Raw genomic sequence first — 19,508 nt, 5'->3', positions numbered from 1 at the left:
ACCTGAAATGACGCCATGGCCGTTAGACCGGATTGCTATTTTCTCGATCTGAAATTGGCTTTGCTAGAAGCCGAGCGGCAAAACCGTTGCGTCGACGAAACCGGCGTGGAGCGCTTGCAATATTGTTATTACGACGGGCCGCTAAGCGATAGCCTATTGCCGAATTTAATTTATGTTTCGCAATATCAATTTAGTGAGTTTTTTGCGAATAACACGCTGCCGATACCGAAATACGTCGTCGACCAAGACGGTCGGGAGCATGATTTAACGGCCGATCCCGGCAATATGCTTGAAGAAATTCTGGTATTGCGAAACGCGGACAATCACCGGCCGAATCATAAGGATACCGACTTTTTTAATGCCTTGGAGGCCTTGAATACCGCAAAGCAACGCAATGTTCGGATTGCCGACGACGGTAGTACCGGTTTGCAGCTTTGCTATTACCACGGCGAAAAATTGGCAAGCGATTTGGAAAATCTGATCCATGTGGATTTGGACCGTATCCTGGAGTTTTTGGTATTCAGCCGATTGCGTTTGCCGGAAGAATTGCGAGCGGACCCCGAGTTAATGGCCGACTACCAACAGGTGCTGGATTCGGTGTTCGAAACCAGGGCGCAATTCACTGCTGAGTTGGAACGGCAAGCGCTGGATCAGCAACCGGATTTCGCCGCCGATCGGCCGTGGCGTGTTCTTATCTACGCGGCCAATTCTTCGTCGGTATTATGTCCACTGGCGGAAACGCTGGCTAAAAGCGGATACTCGGTGATGTTATATGTGGTTAGCGATACCCTGCATACGCTAAACAGGGTTGATGCGCTGAATCAATATGTCGAATTCCGCCCGCATATTCTGATTCAGGAAAATCAATTGGATAATGGTTTTCTGGCGGGTGATGTCATAAATGTTGTCTATTGGCTGGCTGACGATGTGGGATTCGAATCCTTGGCGTCGCTGCCGTTCAGAAAAAACGATTTTAATTATTGCCGGGCGGAAACCGTTTTTCAACATTTAAAACGTTGTGGAGCCGACAACGTTCTTCGGATCGAGCCGGAAGCCGACCAGTTGACTCTCCCGATACTGTGGTGTGGTTTCAATCATGCGCGGCCGAATTCGCGGCGCGAGATACTCGAGCCGCCGATCGTGCTGGAAGGACCCGCTGAGGAGATTAATCAATGCGCGGAACGCTGGTCCGGGAATTTGCAGGTTCTAAAACAATACAGGCCGACGCTCTATGAAAACCTCGGTGTTTATTTAACCGATCGCCGAATTAACGTATTTGTCGGCGAAGCCATCGCGGGCGAATTTTATTCGGTCGCGGTATTTGCCGGCGAGCAACGGCTTTACCAATTGGATTTGCCGAAAAAAGCCGAAAATGTTAGGAATATACGCGCCAACGCGAAGGTGGCTCAACGCTTTAGCGTGCCTTGTTACGGCTTGGCCGGCATCGGCGACGGTGGCGAATTAGCCGCGATATTTTCCGCCACATCGACACCGATCGCGGAAATGCCGAATCTAGAGATTCCGATTTATCTGGTCGATGCCGATTTCGGCGGCTTGCTGGCCACTATGTTAGTCCGGGATATTCGAGATGTGCTCGCCGAGAATAGAGTATGGTTGTGCTTTCAAGTGTCCGGTTTTAACGAGTTTGTCGCCGAATTGAACACTAAGCAATCGATTTTGCCGGAAGTGACGATGAATGTTAGCGCGACGGAAACCGAGTTTCAGCAAATTCGGCGCGCGGTGGACGAGGCCAGGGACTATAGAAGCGATTCTCACGCGGAATTGCTGGCGATAATCGACGATTACTATCGGCAAGTCAGTTTTGAAACTTGGCGCGACAAGTTTCAGAAAAACCAGGCAACGCCAATTCGAGTGATGGGCTTTGCATCGCGATTTACCAGCTTTTTGCAATATTGCATGCGGGACTTGCTGGACGGGTTTGCCAGAGCTGGCGCGGAAATTCAGATATCCACCGATACCGCCAATTTCCGCCGTAACGGCATGGAAAGTATCGTGGCGCAAATCGCCGAGTTTAAACCGGATCTAATACTGTCCATCGATCATTTTCGGCACGAATTTGCCGGCTTGCCGGAACCGGTGCCGTTCGTCAATTGGATACAGGATATGTTGCCGTCGATCACCCAAAATCGCCGCGCCGTCAAATTCAGGGATTTTACCTTCGTATTTTCCAAGGATTGGTTGGCGATGAATAGCAATCCATTATATGCCAGTTTTCCGGTCGAATATTTACCGCTCGGCTTTAACGACGCCTATTATTATCCGATCCAAAACCGCGCATACCAATACGACTTCTTGTTTATTACCCATTTGATCGATCCGGCCAAAACGCTGGCGCCATTCCGGTTCGGCGAGGGAGGTTTTGAGAGTTACGATTCGACCGAAGCGAGTTTGATGAAAGAGCGTAAACTGCCAGCCGAGCTTTTATTCAGGATATATCAGGTTATTTTAGAATATACCGATCAGTTGCCGATCGATCAATTTCACCGCTTTTGTCTAGATAATCAAATCGGTAAATTTAAGTTGGTGGAACAATTATTGGGCGACCACGGTATAACCATCACGATTGACGTTATTAATCAATTAATGGCCGGCAGCGGCAGTCGATTCCATTATCACTATTTAACCGAAATGAAAACCCGGCCGATCTCCGCATTGCTCGATGCCGGGCTGAATATCGAGTTGGCGCTATACGGTAGAAATTGGGATAAACTTGCCAAGTTTTCGCCTTACGCGCACGGCGTCGCCGAAAACGGCGAAAATATCAACGAATTAATGAATCGCTCTAGGATTTGTTTTAACGGCAGTCCAGGCACCAGTTTGCACATGCGCGCGCTGGAAATCATGGCGGCGGGTTGTTTTATGCTGTCCCGGCGTATTTACAAGGATGCCGCGCCGCTGTCGGAATATTATTCCGACGATGAGGTGGCTTATTACGCGGATGAAAAAGACTTGATCCGGCAAGTCGAGTTTTATCTGCATAACGAGGGCGCCCGCGCGGAAATCGCCGACAAGGCTTATCGAAAAACCTTGAGCTTGTTTTCCTATCGGAGTATCGCGGAACGTATTCGAGATTCCGTTGCACTGCGCTTGTCCGAGCCTGTTTAACTGCTAAATCAGGAATACGCTATGTTAATGAGTCGGACCGAGTTCAAGCAAATGCTGGGCATACGCACGTTACCCAGTCTACATTTGGAAGTGTCGTTGGGCTGTAATATCAGTTGTGCGATGTGTACGTTTCACGATGACTTGAAGAAATTCCGGTGGATGCCAGCCGATCGGCTGAAAACCGTAACGCAAGGTTTTGATGGCTTTGGCTTGGTGCATATTGGTGACGGTAGCGAACCGCTGATCAATCACGATATTTTCGAAATTATCGCTTATTTACGGACGCAAGATATTCCGGTATCGCTGCAAACCAATGCCAAACTGATTCGTAATGCCGGTGATGCCGAAAACTTGGTTAGGTCCGGTTTAACCTTGTTGTCGATTTCGTTCGATGGTGTCACCGATGTCACCGTCAAAAAAATCCGCGGGGGGTTGGGATTCTCGGAGATCGCCAGAGCCATAGACTTAATCAACGAAGCGAAACTTCGTTTGGGATCGGACACCCCCTATCTGGCGTCGAATGCGGTCGCGATGCGTTGCAATCTCGACGAGCTTCCGCAACTTGCGGCTTATTTGTTAGATCATCAATTTCGCAGTTTCAGGGTCGGTTTTCTGGAGTTACGCAAACCCAACGATCAACTGGTCGGAGAATTGTTAATCTACGAAAAGTTGAGAGCTTATCAGGTAGTAAAAGAGATTAAATCGATTATTGAGGCCCACCAAAATAGCATGAGTTTTAATGACGGGTTATTCGATACGGACAACAGCCAATCACGCCGAGATACTTGCACCGGCTATAAGGACCGGTTTTATGTCGATTGGTCAGGGGCAATGACAACCTGTTACGGTAAGAAATATTTAGGAAATATTTTTGAACAAGGCTTGAGCGCATTGATTCTGTCCGACGAGTACAAAGGCTACGTTCGGGAAGTGACGGCGCCAAATAACTCGACCTGCGCGTTGTGCCGGTTTTGCGAGGTGATGAGCTTCGATAGGATATCCGATCATTTCGGCCGCCGAGCAGTGGATCACTATTCGATGGACGCAATTATTCAGTCTATTGAGTACGCGAATCAAGGCGGCGAAGTTCGAGAATTCTGGTTGGCTCAATCGGCTTTGGCTTAGTCTCGTTACGCTTTCTAGGGCAATCGGTTTTTGAATAACATTTCGATTTTCTTGCCCAAGGATACGGCTTTTTATCGACAGCTGTACTCGCATTTGTCCAAGGCGTTTTTGCAAGCCGGGTTTAGCGTCAGTGGTTTATGCCGGGTTCTTGACAATCAGGAGATGTCGGATTGGGTAAAGTCGTATCGGCCGAAGTTTATATTCGAAATGAATCGGGTCAAAAACGAAATACCGGTGCTGCACGAGTTAAAAATTCCGCATATCACATGGATAGTCGATTTCCAAGGCCGTAACGAGCACTCGATTTTAGGTAGCGATATCACTTATTTTTTCGATTCCGGATGGGACGATAATTACTCGACCGGCGGGTTTCAAGATTGGTTACCGCCAGGCACCTGCGTCGATACCTATCGGCCGATCGACGAATATCTGCCGACTATCGAGTTCAGTTTTATCGGCCATATTCCTTTACCATGGAGCCAAGCGGAATTAAATCGACCGATTATTGGCGAAGGCGCTGTCGATACCGGTATGCTTTTCGGCGAGTTGCTGGAGATTTTTAACCGACGTATGAATGAAATCAGCTATTTCGGTCAAACGCATGCGTCCTTGTTGAATATTATCGATAATATCGTTTTTCAACGTTCGGGTTTTCATGTCGAATTAACACTGGATATGCGTTACGATTTTTTGGAACGGGTAAAGCGCGTTAAAAATCGCACACAGATCATCGCGTTTCCACTGTCGAAAACTCGGTCTGTGGCCATATACGGTTCGGAACACTGGCGGGCCTGGCCGGAGTATCAAGGGTATTATCGATATTATATCGATGACCCGACTGAGTTAAACAGAGTGCATCAAATTAGCCGGTTTAATTTGCACGACGGGGTTGGCTTTCATTTTCGGGCCATCGATTGCATGGCCTCCGGCGGATTGTTGTGCTGGTATAATGAAAACTCCGGCGATAAGTACAACCGCTTGGGCTTGGACCCGCACAAGCGGCGCGGTTTACATAGTTTCTTCGATAATTCCAGACATTATGTCGAATTTTTGTGGCACCAGTTTGATGAGGCTTATGCGCATGCCTTGGCGCTTGATTATCGGCACGGCAAGCAGCGCCTGGAGACCATCGACCTTATCCGACAGAATCATACTTGGCGACATCGGGTCGAAAAAATTGTTCGTGATTTTAACGCCTTATAATCCGCGCTTGGCGTCGTGACGGATATTAGCGTTTCGGTGTTTTTCCCGCGTGACAATGCTTGGTACCGCCATCTGGCCGGCCAAATTGCCGGCGGATTCGCCGGCCGCGACGTTCGCCTATCCTGGCATTGCGGCCCGTTGAACGAGGCGGAAATGCTAGCCTGGATCAAGGAGCGCGGTACGCGCGTTATTTTCGATATGAATCGGCCCAGAAGCGATTTGCCTTACTTGCCGGCCGATATTGTCCATATTTGTTGGATCGTGGATTTTAACGGCAGGCCGATCAATGACTTTCACGGTAGCGAGATCACTTATTTATTCGGCCCCAAGTGGCTGGAAAAATACCCGCACCGCGCTTTTCATCGTTGGTTTGGACCCGGCGCGTGTCCCCAAAGCTACTGCCCGAGCGGCACCGAGCTGGCGAACCGCGCCGCGTTCGTTGGACATATTCCGCGGCCTTGGCGGCACGAGGAATTGGCAAGGGACATTTCCCAATCCGGCCCGCCATTAAAGTTTGGCGAGTTTCTGCCGCATATAGAACAAGCCTTGCTGGAAAATCGGGCGAGTTTGAAAGTGCATGAAGACTATATGCGCTTGCTCTCGGATTTGGCTTTGGCGCTATTCGGTGTCGAGTTGCGGGCGGATCGGACCTTGGAATACGACATGACCGGCCGGCTGATACGGCTGGTGAATCGTCGGGAGTTACTGGATGCGCTGGTCGATTTGAAATTGCCGCTGGACATTTACGGTCCGGAAAATTGGCGCGATTGGCCGGCTTATCGCGATTATTACCGGCGTTTTTTGAATGATCCTGGCGATATGCGAGCGGTATACGAGTCGTCCATGAATTTCCATGAGGGAAACGGCATGCATTTTCGAGTTGTGGACTGTATGGCGTCGGCCGGTTTGATATTTGTTCGAAAAGGCGAATACGACGAGAAACCCGGCGGAATTAAAACCTTTTTTACGCCAGGTGAGCATTATATCGAGTTCGATATCGACGATTTATCCGATAAGGTGGAGTTTTACCGCGACAATCCACAGGAGGCGAATCGAATCAGAAATAATGCCGCACAAGAAATTCTGAACCATCACACCTGGCGGCATCGCGTCGATTCTATTTTCAACGATTTAAAAACGATAGGCTATTCGTCCGTGTAATTCGATGAATATTCAATTTACCTTACCCTAGTTCCGGGATCGCCATTGTTCCAAATTAACGAATCCAGTCATGTGTTTTATGTGCTAGCTTGGGGATATGCCGGCGACCATTGGTTTAGTTGGTTTGCCAAGGCTTTAAACGCACATCCGGAAATATTCGCGCTGATGGCCCACGAAGGCTCGCGACCGAAATATTTAGCCGAGCGTAGCCGATCCGAACGTCCGCCGCTGGACGCCTTCACGGCATTTTTGGAAGATATGGGTACCACCTATCAAGCGATCGGGGATTGTTGGTCGTATCGGCCTTGGCATTTTCGTGAGGTGATCGACCAATATATCGATAAAATTCCGTTGCTGTTTCTGGCTCGCCATCCCTACGCCTGGCTGGAGTTTTACGTAAGTTGGCGGGCCGGTAACATGCGCATGCCGGACGGCAGTTTCGGACCGATAGATCACGAATGGTCGATAGCTCAACACGATTATTTCAAAGAGTTGGGGCTTAAAGCTTATCGAAAAGACGATGTCGAAATATGGTCGGCCTATCAGGGTATGTATCAATTAAATCGTCACCGGGTCGATATCGATACCCGCATCCGCCGGGTTGCCTTGGAAAGTTTGGTGACATCGCCGCAACGTTTCGCGGAGATTGTGGCGTATTTAACCAAGAATCGCGTCGAGTTTTCCGACGCCTTATTAGCCTATATTTATCGCTGGGTTTACCGGCCGTTTCGCGGCGAGGCGCGGGTGTTGGCCAAGCCGGATAATCTGTATCGGGCTTGGCCGGACTGGAAAAAATTGGCGTTCGAGCGGATTGTCGAACCGCAAACCCTGGCGTTTTACAGCGATATAGGCGGGTATGAATACTTTAAATAAGTCGGATTCGCCTATTGTGGTTGGAACGCCATTGAAATGCGGCACGTGGATGATACGCCAAATCATATCCGGCATGACCGGGCTAACGTGGTTCGAGCCGGCGCTGGTTAAAGGTATCGATCCGAGCGACCCGGCGAATATCGTATTTAAAACCGACGCCTTTTATTCGTGGCATTTCGTGCCGGTAGCGGAAGTTCAGCGAAAACTCATCGAAAACGGTGCGCGCAGTATCTTTGTGGTCAGGAATATCTATGCGATGACCTTATCGATGTACCATCATTTTGCCGATAATATCGACTGGGAAATTGGCCGCGGTGCCAATAAGTCCGACTTCTTCGCGAGTTTGAGCAAGGATGAAGGCATTTCCAGGATTATTTGTCGCAGGCAGTCGGATGGTTTTAACTGGCAGGGTATCGGCGGGCAATTATTTCAAATGCAAAAAATGCTTGAGTTCGCGGCGGCCGGGTCAGCTTTAATATTGACCTTCGAACAATTGGTCGAAGATAAAGCGGTTTGCGTGCGGCGATGCGCCGAGTTTTTAAGCTTGGAGTTGACCGAACAACAAGTCGAGGCTATTTGTCTGGATTCGGCGTTTTCGACGATGCAAAAAAAAGCCGAAAGCGACGGCGGCGGCTCGCATTTTAGAGCCGGCTTGACCAAGGGGTATTTCGATTCGATTTCCGCGGAGAATAAAGAGCTGATTCAGGAACAACTAGACCGCTCCGCGCCGGAATTAGCCGGATATGCCGCCAAATTGGGCATTCCGTTTATCACCGACTGGCATAATGGATACGAATGGGCGTGAGAAGCGATTTTTTTGAAGAGATATTTTTCTCGTCTTTCGAGAAATTGACTGTCGTTAGCGAAGAGGCTAAGGATGTGCTCGGCGGCTCGTCTATCGAATTATTAAAAGAAGAGGGTATCAATCATCAAGTTATCAAACAGTGTTACGGCCTATTGCCGGAAGAATCCGAGCCTAAAAACCGGCGTTGGTTAATCGATGGGGTTTCCGGACTCAGTATTGCATTATTGCAGGCGTTGAAACCGCTGCATCAGAATCTGGGTGTGTTGAGTGCGTCCCATCGGTCCAATACCTTCATGGGCACCCCGGTGGTGCGCGAGATCGGCGACGGCGATATATTGGTAAACGACGTATTTTCCGGCGAACGGCTGGGCCGGCAATATGTTTCGTTGCTCGTACAACATCGCCGGACATTGCAATCCGCCTTGGAGCAGGCAACCGGTCACGATGGCTCGGTCATCGTTTTCGCGGCGAAAAAGGTTTATTTCAATCAATTGCGGCTGAGCAAGGTATTGCGCGACTGCGGCTATAAAACCGTGGCATTGGTATTCGACCAAAATATGGTTAAACATCAAGCCGGTTTCTTCGACGATATTATTTATACCGATTTTATCAGTTTTTTAATGCTGTTAAACTCGGTCGATAGAAAACTATTGCTGCATACTCAGGGCTGGCTGTTTCGATATCATATTCCGGTGTTGATCGATACGTATAAGCCCAAGCATTGTCGGCAGATTATCGAGATTATGGACAGCCAATCGTTTTACCTGCCGGAGGCCACCGTATCGAAAATTCCCGATACGATGAAAATGGCCTGGGGCGAAAATGTCATCGAAAACCATCAATTGCAACTGGCCTGCGAACATTATATTGTTCACCATGCCGACGGCGTGATTTTTAATGGTGACGACGAATATCGGCGGCCCTTGGTCAAGCGCGATTCGCCGCATTTACGGAACAAGCATTTGGCGTTCCCGGCCTTACCGGTCAAGGATTTCTTCCACGCCTCGAATATTGTTAATCAAGAAAAAAGGCTAGTGTTTGTTGGGGGGGTGCCACCGTTTTCAGCGAATAGGCCGCATGAATTATTTGGGGACTCGCAGTTGCTGGGACTGGTGATGAAGTTAATCGCCAGGGGATGTTATCTGGATATTTACAATAATCCGTTGATCGCCGCCGAGGAGGAGTACGCCAAGTTATATCCCGATTTTATCGAGTTAGCCAAGCGCCACCGCAATTTCAATTTTTTTATCGGCGATATGCCGCAACATATCAATCAAAAAATCGCCCATTACGATTTCGGTTTAATGGTTTACGATTTTGGCGGTATTTATACCGGCGATTTGCATTTCAAACATTTGATTCCGACCAAGTTGTTTAATTATTTGGAAGCCGGATTACCGGTTTTGGTAAGCGATCGCTTTAGCGCGGTTTGCAGTATCGTTAAGGAATACCGGATTGGCGTGATTATTAATCAACGCGAAATCGAGTTTTTGCCTGAGATTATCGAGATGTTGGATGTGGCCGAGCTGAAGCGGAATGTCGTGGCGGCCCGCGAGGAATTGCAAATGCATAACAATATTCATCGATTGACCGGCTTTTACGAACAAGTGATGGCCTGAATGGCGGTTTTTTTAATTTTGCGGGTTCGCGGGTTGCCGGACTGATGTCGATCTCCACGCTGATCGTCGTGCCGGCCCGCGCCGGTTCCAAGGGTTTGCCGGATAAAAACATCCGGCGGCTGGGCGATAGGCCGCTGCTGGCGTGGACCGCCGGAGCCATCGCCGAGGCGGACTTGCCCGATTGCTTGAGTATTCTATCGACCGATTCCGAGCAGTATGCCCAGATCGGCCGGCAATACGGTTTGCCGGCGCCGTTCATCCGGCCGGCGGCCTGTGCGACCGATAGCGCGTCTGCGTTGCAAGTCGCGCAACATGCGTTGGGATGGTTTCGCGATCAATACGGTTATTTGCCCGAGCGGCTGATGTGGCTGCAACCGACTTCGCCGTTTCGTTCGCCGGGTGCACTTCGGCAAGCCGCGCGGATGATGGCGGAACCGGATGTCGATGCGGTCGTGGGTTGCAAGGAAATCCATCGCGACCCGACCACGCTGTTTCGCGCCGACGACGGCTATCTGGTGCCCTTGGACAGTCGGCAACCGACTCAGACCAGCCGGCAACAAAGTCGTCCATTGCTAACCCCGAACGGGGCGATGTATCTATGCCCCAGCGAATATTTGCTGGCACGGCTATCCTTTTATCCGCCCAACACCCGGCCGTTAATCATGAACGCGGTGCAAAGCCTGGACATCGATACCGAGGAAGACTGGGCCATCGCCGAGGCGTTTATTAAACAAGGTTTGGTATGAACAAAGTGCTAGTGACCGGCGCCGACGGCTTCATCGGCTCGCATTTGACCGAAATGCTGGCGGCGCGCGGCTGCGAGGTGCGGGCGCTGGCCCAGTACAATTCCTTTAACAGTTGGGGCTGGCTCGACGACGCGGCGTGCAAGAACGACATCGAAGTGGTGTGCGGCGACGTGCGCGATCCGGCGTTCTGCCGGGCCATTTGCCGGGACATCGACACGGTGTTTCATTTGGCCGCGTTGATCGCGATCCCGTATTCCTACCAGGCACCGGACAGCTATGTCGATACGAATATTCGCGGCACCTTGAACATCTGCCAGGCCGCCCGCGATGCCGGCGTACGCCGGGTGATCCATACCTCGACCAGCGAGGTTTACGGCACCGCGCGATACGTGCCCATCGACGAAAAACATCCCTTGCAACCACAATCGCCGTACAGCGCTTCCAAGATTGCCGCCGACGCGATGGCGATGAGCTTTTTCAACGCCTTCAATCTGCCGCTGACCATCGCCCGGCCGTTCAATACTTACGGTCCCCGCCAATCGGCCAGGGCGGTGATTCCGACCATCATCACCCAAATCGCCGCCGGCAAAAAGCAAATCCAGCTGGGCGACGTTTCGCCGACTCGCGATTTCAATTATGTCGAAGACACCTGCCGAGGCTTCATCGCGCTGGCCGAATCGGATAGTACCATCGGCGAGACGGTCAATATCGGCTCGAATTTCGAAATCTCGGTCGGCGATACCCTGAATTTAATCAAATCCATCATGGCCAGCGACGTCGAATTTCTGGTGGACGAACAGCGTTTGCGGCCGGAGAAATCGGAAGTCAATCGGCTTTGGTGCGACAACGCCAAGCTGAAGGCCTTGACCGGTTTTGCGCCGCAAGTCGGTTTGGAGGAAGGCTTGCGCCGGACCGTGGCTTGGTTTAAAGAGGCCGACAATCTGAAAAAGTACAAAACGGACATTTACAATGTTTGAAGGTTTGGTCGGTTTCGTGCGGGAGATTTACCAAACCGACGCCTTCATCCCGCTGCACGAGCCGCGTTTCGGCGGCAACGAAAAGCGCTATTTGAACGACGTGATCGACAGCACCTTCGTGTCCAGCGTTGGGCCCTATGTCGGGGAATTCGAGCGCAAGATTGCCGAATTCAGCGGCGCCAGACACGCTGTCGCCACCGTCAACGGCACCGCCGCGCTGCATATCGCCTTACTGCTGGCCGGCGTCCGGCCGGGCGACGAAGTGGTCACCCAGGCCGCGACCTTTGTCGCCACCTGCAACGTGATCGCCTATTGCGGTGCCGAGCCGGTGTTCATCGATATCGAAGCCGCGACCTTGGGCTTGGCGCCGGCCGCGCTGGCCGAATTTCTGGAACGAGGCTGCGAGCGGCGGGCCGGCGTTGTTTACAACAAAACCAGCGGCCGGCGCATCGCCGCCTGCTTGCCGATGCATAGCTTCGGCCATCCTTGCGACATGGCCGGCTTGCTGACGGTTTGCGACGGTTACGGAATTCCCGTGGTGGAAGACGCGGCGGAGGCCTTGGGCAGCCGCATCGGCGAGCGCCATTGCGGCACCTTCGGCCGGCTCGGTGTGCTTAGCTTCAACGGCAATAAAATCATCACGACCGGCGGCGGTGGCATGATTTTGACCGACGACGACGATCTGGCCCGGCAGGCCAAGCATCTGACCACCACCGCCAAACTTGCGCACGCCTGGAAGTTCGAGCACGACCAAATCGGGTACAACTACCGGATGCCGAATCTGAATGCCGCGTTGGGTCTGGCGCAACTGGAACAATTGCCGGCCTTCGTCGACAGCAAGCGGGCGCTGGCCGGGCGTTATCTGGATTGGGCGCGCGCCAACGGCGCCGAGATTGTCCAAGAGCCGGCCGGCGCCCGCTCCAATTACTGGCTCAATGCGCTGTTACTGGACGATGCCGCGCAACGCGACGCGTTTCTGGAATACAGCAACGCCCACGGCGTGATGACCCGGCCGTTGTGGACCTTGATGCCCGACTTGCCGATGTACCGGCATTGCCGAACCGACGGTTTGAGCCAATCGCGGCGCCTGGCGGAACGCTTGGTCAATCTGCCCAGCAGCGTGGCGATCTGATGGCCGCGCGTAAAATTTGCGTCGTCACCGGCTCGCGGGCCGAATACGGCTTGCTGTATTGGCTGCTCAAGGAAATTCAGGCCGATCCGGATTTGACATTGCAATTGGTCGCGACCGGCATGCATTTGTCGCCGGAGTTCGGCTTGACTTGGCGGCAAATCGAAGCCGACGGTTTTAGCATCGCCCGCAAGGTGGAAATGCTGTTGTCGTCGGACACGCCGGCCGGCATCAGCAAGGCGATGGGCCTGGGCTTGATCGGCTTTGCCGATGCGTTCAGCGAGCTGAACCCGGACATCGTGGTAGTGCTTGGCGACCGCTTCGAGATTTTCGCCGCCGCGCAGGCGGCGATGAACCAGCGGATTCCGATCGCCCATATTCACGGTGGCGAACTCAGCGAGGGCGCGGTCGACGACGCCATCCGCCACGCCTTGACCAAACTGTCGCATCTGCATTTCACCGCCGCCGAAGTCTACCGGCAACGGGTGATTCAACTCGGCGAACAGCCGCAGCGGGTGTTTAACGTCGGCGCGCCGGGTTTGGACAATACCGCTCGGCTGCCCTTGCTGGATCGCGCCGGGCTAGAACAAGCCATCGATTTTAAATTTGCCGAGCGTAACCTCTTGGCGACCTTTCACCCGGCAACCTTGGAAGCCGAAACCGCCGCCGAACAATTTCAGCAGTTGCTGCAAGCCTTGGACGCGTTTCCGGAGGTTCGCGTCATTTTCACCTACAGCAACGCCGACGCCGGCGGCCGGGTCATCGCCGGGTTGATCGAAGACTATCGGGCGCGCTGGCCGGAGCGGGTCGCGGCCTTCGTCTCGCTCGGTTCGTTGCGCTATTTGTCGGCGATGCGCCATGTCGACGCGGTGGTCGGCAACTCGTCCAGCGGTATCCTGGAAGCGCCGGCGTTCAAGATTCCGACCGTCGACATCGGCGACCGCCAACGCGGCCGGCTGTGCGCCGCCAGCGTATTGCATTGCCCGCCGCAAGCCGAAGCGATCCAAGCCGCGTTGGAAAAAGTTTGGTCCGGCGAACTGGCCGAAACCCTGGCGAATTTGCACCAACCCTACGGCACCGGCGGCGCGTCGGCCCGGATCAAGGACTTGCTCAAGCGCAGCGATCTTGACGATTTGCTGAAGAAGCGGTTTTACGATATTGGGGAATAAACGGCGGGGAGTGCGCTGCCGGCTTCGGCTCCGCCGCCAGCGCATCCATTCGGTTTGAGCGTCGGGCGGAATGGTGTTGCCGACAGGTGGAGTGGTTGGCCCGTGCGCCAGGCAAAGGGATAGCGAAATCCGGCACAAGGTATTTGCAAATTGAGGTTGGAAAGCAACCCGCCGAACAATACCATTGGATCGAATCATAGGGTTGGAATTCGGTTTTCGGGAAAGAATCGGTTTAGTTGGGTACGGCATGATCGTTTTGTCTCGAGGTATATGAGGCAACCGACAAGAGTTATCCAATGACAAGGGGTTAGTCAATTGCCGGCAGTAGGATGGGTAGAGCGAAGCGAAACCCATCAATCGAAGCGCCGATAAATCAGATATGACAGAATATCGCCGATCCATACCATTTGGACTTTGCCGGAAGGTGACGATGATTTTAGTTATCGCTGGCGGCTGATTTACGTTGAAAAAGGCGAACGAATTTCCAAAAGCCGTGAACGCAAATAGAAACGCGGACGACTTCGGCAAACGTGGCATTCTCCCGGAAAATTGGGCGGCCGACATATATTCTGAATTGGATTTGGCGTATTCGATGGTATTTTTGATGGGTTTCGGCTAGCGCCTCTACCCATCCTACGAGCTGGCTGTACAGATGAAAAATGCTTTTTGCCGTATCCAGACCCACCACGTTATTATTCATTTCGGACTCCTCGTCGCTCCGTTTAAATTCTCTGGTGCAGTATGACCCCGCTTGGGGTGGGGAGGAGTCCATGTCATCATCCTACGAGCTGCATGCGATCCATAGCATGCTCACGCATGATCAGCCATTCGATAACACACGGTTTTATGCCATCCCTGAATCGATCATCGCTGAGTAAAAGATGATGAAATTTGTTGCTTTTGAACAGAGTATCTACGGCCCTCCGTACATAAATAATGAGGAAAAAAATGAATCATGTGCTAAGTAATGCTGAGCAATATTCGAAGCTTTGGGAAAGCGAATCTGATTTTCTTGAGGCTCATGGTATTTATGAACAGCTATCTAAAATAACGCCTGATGGAAACGCTATTGAATTTGGTTGTGGCATTGGAAATAGCACGCGTCATCTATCCACCGGACGCAATGTGCTATCTTTAGATAATAATCCTCACCTGATTAAGATGGCAACAAAACACATTAATGAGGCTGGAAACAACGCAAAGATACACAAATGCGATTTTTTTGATCTTAAAGCAAGCGACAAGAGAGCTATCAAAGATTTTAATCCTGCTGTTATTGTTGGGTGGTTTATTGGTTCGCACGGAATCGATATATTTAAGCACACTGATGAAGAACCGGATGAACTAACGAAATCAAAGCTATACCGAGAAAAAATAGAAGATATCATCGTATCGTCTGATGTATGTTTGGCATCGGTGGATTATATTCACTTGGTCAATCGCGGTGCCTTAGTTGTTGGCTTTTCCGATACTGAATACTTCAAACACACAAAAGATGACTACGATACGTACGTCTTTGGAAAAATAGGCTTCGAGGTTGTTGACGTAAAAAATTTTCATTGGCCTAGAGAAGGTAGCGAATTCCAATACGGCGCAGCATTCAACCCGAACTTGGCACAGGGCGAAACCATTCCTGCCATTACGTCCATAGTGGCTAGAAGAGTGAAGTAACCCCTATAAGTCAACGCAGTGGACACCGTACCAGCATCGCTGATTTTCAACATTGAGCGACTGCTCTGAGACCACACTTTCCATTGGTTTCAAAAGCGTGACGGTCGGCTATTGGCCGATAGTTCTCTGTGGCAGGCGAACTGGTACTATCGACCCGTTGCGGGCATTCACAATATTTTACCAATTACGGAAAACGTGTTTATTGCCGACATTCGGTGAAGAAAGAATATAAAAACATTAGAGTTGCTTTATAAAGGAAGTCCTATGTCATTTGAAAAGACAAATCATCACTATGTGCCCCAGTTCTGGCAGAAAAAGTTCAGGGACGATAAAAATACGCTCTATGGGCTTAAAGGATCGAAAATTGATGTTGTATCACCAAAAAATGAAATGAGAGGAGATTGGATTTATACTGTTTTTGACAACCACTGGAATCCATCTGATGAAATTGAGAATGGTCTTGGGAAACAAGAAACTAAGATAGCTGCGCTATATACTAAATTAATTACGGGTGGATATCAGCCAACACCAATTGATAGAGATGAGCTTTGTTCAGCATTAGCATTACAGGCTTGCCGTCATCCCGATATACTGGGAAGAGTACCTAAGAAGGCAATCGAGCTTGGTGAGCTATTGACTCAGGTACATGACTTAGATTTTGAAGAATTTAAGATTAAAGCTATCACTATCGGTGTTGATGCCTCAGAAATTGACAGCATATACAAAGAAGCGCAGGCAGTACCAAAAGATAATTTGCTAAAAGAATTTAAAATTCTTGAAGGTTTATCGCCACAAGACCCACAACTTCCTGTCCAGGACGCATTAAAAGCAAAAGAAAATATTTGTAGAAGTTTGCTTAATATGGACTTGACTTTGCTTGATGCCCCTCAAGGTTTGGAGTACGTTCTGGGCGATACACCTCTTCCACAAACAGACTTGTCTCAAGGATTTAGTGTTCCATTATCAAAATTGGTGGCAGTCAAGGCTCAACCCTCGACAAGTCCCCAAAACACAATCATAAGGCGTCAAGCGAGCCAACAAGAACTCGAGGAAATAAACAAAGCGCAGTGGGAGAATGCATTAGAGATAGTGATTGCTTCAAGCAAAGTCACTTTGGAAGCACTCCAAAATCAAGTAAAATTCCAAAAATTCTAGCTAAAAACTGCTTCTTTCGTAGGGGTTAGGACCATATGAGTTGCTGAACAGCGTGAAGCGCATCGTTCGCGATTGTTGCGGCTCGTAAACTCACCACACTCTGCGCGTGCTTTTCGCTAGACACTTGCCATTGGAATTTTTGTTTCGTTAGGCGGCCATTGGCCGGTAACGAACATAACTCCCATCCAACTTTTGCACATAATGGCTGTTTGGAAGCATTACTAATCCAACAAAGTTTTGCTCGCTACGGTGATATTTAAATATTAGCTACGTTCTAATTTCCAACCTTAGAATGCAAATGGCCGGTATTTTTCCGGGTTGCATCGAATTCAAACCAAGTGGATCTGTCGGCATCCAAATACTTAAAACCAGTCCAAGCTGTTGGCGTCCTTGCTGGTCGGCAACCAGCCGCTCGGCATGTCGTCTTTCAAGGCCACGCCGGAAAGTCCGCGCCGCAGCGCTTGCGCGCTCAGATAAGCCAGTTTGATCGCGGCGGCTTCGTAAGCCAGGCCTTGAGGAGGGCGAATGTTGGATAGGCAGTTGCGATCGGCGTCGGTATTGCCGAGTCGCGGCGCGTGGGTTAGGTAAATGCCCAAGCTGTCGGCGGCGCTTAAGCCGGGGCGTTCGCCGACGATGATGACGGCCAGTTTGGCTTGTAGCCGCTCGCCGATTTCGTCGGCGACGGCGACTCGGGCTTCCGGCACCAGACAAATCGGAGCCAGACTCAGGCCGGACGAGCGGTAAGCGGCTATGATCGCTTGCAATAAGCCGAAGCCGTGGCGTTCGACCGCGGTCGAAGACAGGCCGTTGCTGACGATCAGCGCGACGTCGGAGCCGGTCGGGTTCAGAGTCGCGAGTTGGGCGCGGCTGTCTTCGGTCAGGCGCCTGCCCAAGTCCGGTCGGCGCAAATAATCGGCGCGATCCGTAATCGGCGTGTTCAGTACCAGAACCGGCCAGCCGGCATTGGCGACCGCATCGGCATAGGCGCGAACCGCCCACGGTCGATGCACCGCGTCCCGAGCCGCGGCGTGGGCGGTGTTGAATTCCAGTTGCGCCGAGGTTGGCAGCGCGCAGCCGGCCCGGCCCAATGCGATGCGAGCTTGGGTGTAGCGGCGCAGTTCCCGCCAGGGATCGCTCATGCGGTCAGTTCGCCGCGAAACTGGCCGAGTAGCCGGGACGCGTCGCGCCGGCCGGCCAGACGGTTGTTGTCGAAGATGCCCTGGTTTTCCAGCCAGGCCTCGAATTCCGGCGCCGGCCGAAGGCCCAGTGCATCGCGCAGATACAGCGCGTCGTGGAACGAGGTGCTTTGGTAGGCCAGCATCACGTCGTCGGCGCCGGGTACGCCCATCACGAAATGGCAGCCGGCAACGCCGAGCAAGGTCAGCAAGGTGTCCATGTCGTCCTGGTCCGCCTCGGCATGATTGGTGTAGCAAATGTCGCATCCCATCGGTAGGCCGAGCAGTTTGCCGCAAAAATGGTCTTCCAGACCGGCGCGGATAATCTGTTTGCCGTCGTACAAGTATTCCGGGCCGATGAAGCCGACCACCGAATTGACCAGCAGCGGATCGAACTCGCGGGCGACCGCGTAGGCGCGGGCTTCGCAGGTTTGCGCATCGACGCCGTGGTGGGCGCCGGCGGACAATGCGCTGCCCTGGCCGGTCTCGAAGTACATTAACTGGCTGCCGATGCTGCCGCGCCGTTGCGCATCGGCCATTGCCTTGGCTTCGCGCAACAGCGCCAAATCCACGCCGAAGCTGCGATTGGCCGCTTCGGTGCCGGCGATCGACTGAAACACCAGATCGACCGGCGCGCCGCGTCGCATCAGTTCCATTGTGGTGGTGACGTGAGCCAATACGCAGGCCTGGGTCGGGATTGCGTAGCGCTGGATGATGCCGTCGAGCATCTCCAGCAAGGCGCGGACGTTGTCCAGGCTGTCGGTGGCCGGGTTGATGCCGATCACCGCGTCGCCGCTGCCGTACAGCAAGCCGTCCAGAATGCTGGCGGCGATGCCGCGCGGGTCGTCGGTCGGATGGTTCGGCTGCAGCCGGGTGGATAGCCGGCCCGGCAGTCCCAGGGTATTGCGAAACCGGCTAACAACCCGGCAGCGGCGGGCGACCGCGATCAGATCCTGGTTGCGCATGATTTTGCTGACCGCGGCGACCATTTCCGGCGTCAATCCCGGTGCCAGCGCTGTCAAGTCGGTTTGGCCGGTCAGCAGCCAATCGCGGAATTCGCCGACCGACAAACCGGCGACCGGCGCAAACGCTTGCGCGTCGTGGCGCTCCAAGATCAGGCGCGAGACTTCGTCGCATTCTGGGTCGATCAGCGGCTCTTCTAAAAAGCGTTGCAGCGTGACTTCGGCCAGGCAACGCTGGGCGGCGGCCCGTTCGATTTCGGAATCGGTGGCCAATCCGGCCAATTCGTCGGCCGCCCGGCGCTGCGATGCCTTAGCCATCAACACCCGCAGATTCGCAAATTGAAAGCAGTGGCCGTTGACGGCGGTGGAGTAGGGCATTGCGCGAGCGAAAATTGATTGATGATTGGACCGCGAGCATAAGCCGGTTTTATGACCGATTCGTGACACTGGCGAGCGGATGCTTGCCGCAAACTGGGGTATCTCAAAAAGATCCGTTGTCACGTGTTTTGGGCCGTCCATGTTTCGACTTTGCTCAACACGAACCGCCCAAAACACACTCACTTACCCGGTGAATAAAAAATTCAGCTTCCACTTCAGAGGGTGTCGTAAAAG

At 52.2% G+C, this 19,508-nt stretch carries 16 protein-coding genes; 13 read left to right on the top strand and 3 right to left on the bottom strand.

Features of this window, described 5'->3' with window-relative positions:
- Positions 1 to 15: 15 nt before the first annotated feature.
- From A1355_RS17945 to neuC, 11 genes are read left to right on the top strand one after another with little or no spacing between them, the layout of a single operon-like run.
- Positions 16 to 3,126, top strand: coding sequence for a glycosyltransferase (locus A1355_RS17945; protein WP_064030650.1), 3,111 nt, complete (start codon positions 16 to 18; stop codon positions 3,124 to 3,126).
- A 27-nt stretch (positions 3,127 to 3,153) separates the two neighbouring features.
- Positions 3,154 to 4,251, top strand: a complete 1,098-nt coding sequence (locus tag A1355_RS17940; protein WP_064030649.1) for a radical SAM protein — start codon at positions 3,154 to 3,156, stop codon at positions 4,249 to 4,251.
- A gap of 30 nt (positions 4,252 to 4,281) precedes the next feature.
- Positions 4,282 to 5,454 (top strand): hypothetical protein, encoded by a 1,173-nt coding sequence (locus tag A1355_RS17935; RefSeq protein WP_064030648.1) that lies wholly within the window; start codon positions 4,282 to 4,284, stop codon positions 5,452 to 5,454.
- A 15-nt stretch (positions 5,455 to 5,469) separates the two neighbouring features.
- Positions 5,470 to 6,615, top strand: coding sequence for a glycosyltransferase (locus A1355_RS17930; RefSeq protein ID WP_064030647.1), 1,146 nt, complete (start codon positions 5,470 to 5,472; stop codon positions 6,613 to 6,615).
- Positions 6,616 to 6,660: 45 nt separating this feature from the next.
- Positions 6,661 to 7,488 carry a hypothetical protein gene (locus A1355_RS17925; protein WP_064030646.1) on the top strand — a complete coding sequence of 276 codons (828 nt, stop codon included), beginning with the start codon at positions 6,661 to 6,663 and terminating at the stop codon, positions 7,486 to 7,488.
- Positions 7,489 to 7,537: 49 nt separating this feature from the next.
- Entirely contained in the window at positions 7,538 to 8,293 is a 756-nt protein-coding gene (locus A1355_RS17920) for a sulfotransferase domain-containing protein (protein WP_064030645.1), read from the top strand.
- Positions 8,290 to 9,912 carry a hypothetical protein gene (locus tag A1355_RS17915; RefSeq protein WP_157197942.1) on the top strand — a complete coding sequence of 541 codons (1,623 nt, stop codon included), beginning with the start codon at positions 8,290 to 8,292 and terminating at the stop codon, positions 9,910 to 9,912. Before A1355_RS17920 ends, A1355_RS17915 begins: the two co-directional genes overlap by 4 nt.
- 44 nt (positions 9,913 to 9,956) lie before the next feature.
- On the top strand, positions 9,957 to 10,658 hold the full coding sequence (locus A1355_RS17910) for a cytidylyltransferase domain-containing protein (RefSeq protein ID WP_064030643.1): 702 nt from the start codon (positions 9,957 to 9,959) through the stop codon (positions 10,656 to 10,658).
- Positions 10,655 to 11,635, top strand: a complete 981-nt coding sequence (locus tag A1355_RS17905) for an NAD-dependent 4,6-dehydratase LegB (protein WP_064030642.1) — start codon at positions 10,655 to 10,657, stop codon at positions 11,633 to 11,635. Before A1355_RS17910 ends, A1355_RS17905 begins: the two co-directional genes overlap by 4 nt.
- Positions 11,628 to 12,767, top strand: coding sequence for a LegC family aminotransferase (locus A1355_RS17900; RefSeq protein ID WP_064030641.1), 1,140 nt, complete (start codon positions 11,628 to 11,630; stop codon positions 12,765 to 12,767). The genes A1355_RS17905 and A1355_RS17900 overlap by 8 nt, the downstream gene beginning before the upstream one ends.
- Positions 12,767 to 13,933, top strand: coding sequence for a UDP-N-acetylglucosamine 2-epimerase (neuC, locus tag A1355_RS17895; RefSeq protein WP_064030640.1), 1,167 nt, complete (start codon positions 12,767 to 12,769; stop codon positions 13,931 to 13,933). Before A1355_RS17900 ends, neuC begins: the two co-directional genes overlap by 1 nt.
- A gap of 436 nt (positions 13,934 to 14,369) precedes the next feature.
- On the opposite strand, the gene A1355_RS25340 is transcribed toward neuC, so the two are convergent.
- Positions 14,370 to 14,633 (bottom strand): hypothetical protein, encoded by a 264-nt coding sequence (locus tag A1355_RS25340; RefSeq protein ID WP_157197941.1) that lies wholly within the window; start codon positions 14,631 to 14,633, stop codon positions 14,370 to 14,372.
- Positions 14,634 to 14,881: 248 nt separating this feature from the next.
- Here A1355_RS25340 and A1355_RS17890 point away from each other — a divergent pair, with 248 nt between their 5' ends.
- Together A1355_RS17890 and A1355_RS17885 are read left to right on the top strand one after the other, a co-directional pair.
- The gene (locus A1355_RS17890) at positions 14,882 to 15,604 is read left to right on the top strand and encodes a class I SAM-dependent methyltransferase (RefSeq protein WP_064030732.1); all 723 of its coding nucleotides are present in this window, start codon (positions 14,882 to 14,884) and stop codon (positions 15,602 to 15,604) included.
- 264 nt (positions 15,605 to 15,868) lie between these two features.
- Positions 15,869 to 16,759, top strand: a complete 891-nt coding sequence (locus tag A1355_RS17885; protein ID WP_064030639.1) for a DUF4238 domain-containing protein — start codon at positions 15,869 to 15,871, stop codon at positions 16,757 to 16,759.
- A 362-nt stretch (positions 16,760 to 17,121) separates the two neighbouring features.
- Here A1355_RS17885 and eutC read toward each other — a convergent pair whose 3' ends face one another.
- Positions 17,122 to 17,898: an ethanolamine ammonia-lyase subunit EutC gene (gene eutC / locus A1355_RS17880; protein ID WP_064030638.1), complete on the bottom strand. Its 777-nt coding sequence runs from the start codon at positions 17,896 to 17,898 to the stop codon at positions 17,122 to 17,124.
- Positions 17,895 to 19,274: an ethanolamine ammonia-lyase subunit EutB gene (locus tag A1355_RS17875; protein WP_064030637.1), complete on the bottom strand. Its 1,380-nt coding sequence runs from the start codon at positions 19,272 to 19,274 to the stop codon at positions 17,895 to 17,897. The genes eutC and A1355_RS17875 overlap by 4 nt, the downstream gene beginning before the upstream one ends.
- Positions 19,275 to 19,508 lie beyond the last annotated feature (234 nt).

The sequence above is a fragment of the Methylomonas koyamae genome, assembly GCF_001644025.1.
Lineage (GTDB): Bacteria > Pseudomonadota > Gammaproteobacteria > Methylococcales > Methylomonadaceae > Methylomonas > Methylomonas koyamae_A.
Note: the sequence above shows the minus strand (reverse complement) of the source record. Positions and strands in the feature narration are given on the sequence as shown.

What these genes read in the sequence shown, in the direction of transcription:
- A1355_RS17945 (WP_064030650.1), top strand. Translation starts at nt 16, where the DNA reads ATGGCCGTTAGACCGGATTGCTATTTTCTCGATCTGAAATTGGCTTTG.
- A1355_RS17940 (WP_064030649.1), top strand. Translation starts at nt 3,154, where the DNA reads ATGAGTCGGACCGAGTTCAAGCAAATGCTGGGCATACGCACGTTACCC.
- A1355_RS17920 (WP_064030645.1), top strand. Translation starts at nt 7,538, where the DNA reads ATGATACGCCAAATCATATCCGGCATGACCGGGCTAACGTGGTTCGAG.
- A1355_RS17910 (WP_064030643.1), top strand. Translation starts at nt 9,957, where the DNA reads ATGTCGATCTCCACGCTGATCGTCGTGCCGGCCCGCGCCGGTTCCAAG.
- A1355_RS17905 (WP_064030642.1), top strand. Translation starts at nt 10,655, where the DNA reads ATGAACAAAGTGCTAGTGACCGGCGCCGACGGCTTCATCGGCTCGCAT.
- A1355_RS17900 (WP_064030641.1), top strand. Translation starts at nt 11,628, where the DNA reads ATGTTTGAAGGTTTGGTCGGTTTCGTGCGGGAGATTTACCAAACCGAC.
- neuC (WP_064030640.1), top strand. Translation starts at nt 12,767, where the DNA reads ATGGCCGCGCGTAAAATTTGCGTCGTCACCGGCTCGCGGGCCGAATAC.
- A1355_RS25340 (WP_157197941.1), bottom strand. Translation starts at nt 14,633, where the DNA reads ATGAATAATAACGTGGTGGGTCTGGATACGGCAAAAAGCATTTTTCAT.
- A1355_RS17890 (WP_064030732.1), top strand. Translation starts at nt 14,882, where the DNA reads ATGAATCATGTGCTAAGTAATGCTGAGCAATATTCGAAGCTTTGGGAA.
- A1355_RS17885 (WP_064030639.1), top strand. Translation starts at nt 15,869, where the DNA reads ATGTCATTTGAAAAGACAAATCATCACTATGTGCCCCAGTTCTGGCAG.
- eutC (WP_064030638.1), bottom strand. Translation starts at nt 17,898, where the DNA reads ATGAGCGATCCCTGGCGGGAACTGCGCCGCTACACCCAAGCTCGCATC.
- A1355_RS17875 (WP_064030637.1), bottom strand. Translation starts at nt 19,274, where the DNA reads ATGCCCTACTCCACCGCCGTCAACGGCCACTGCTTTCAATTTGCGAAT.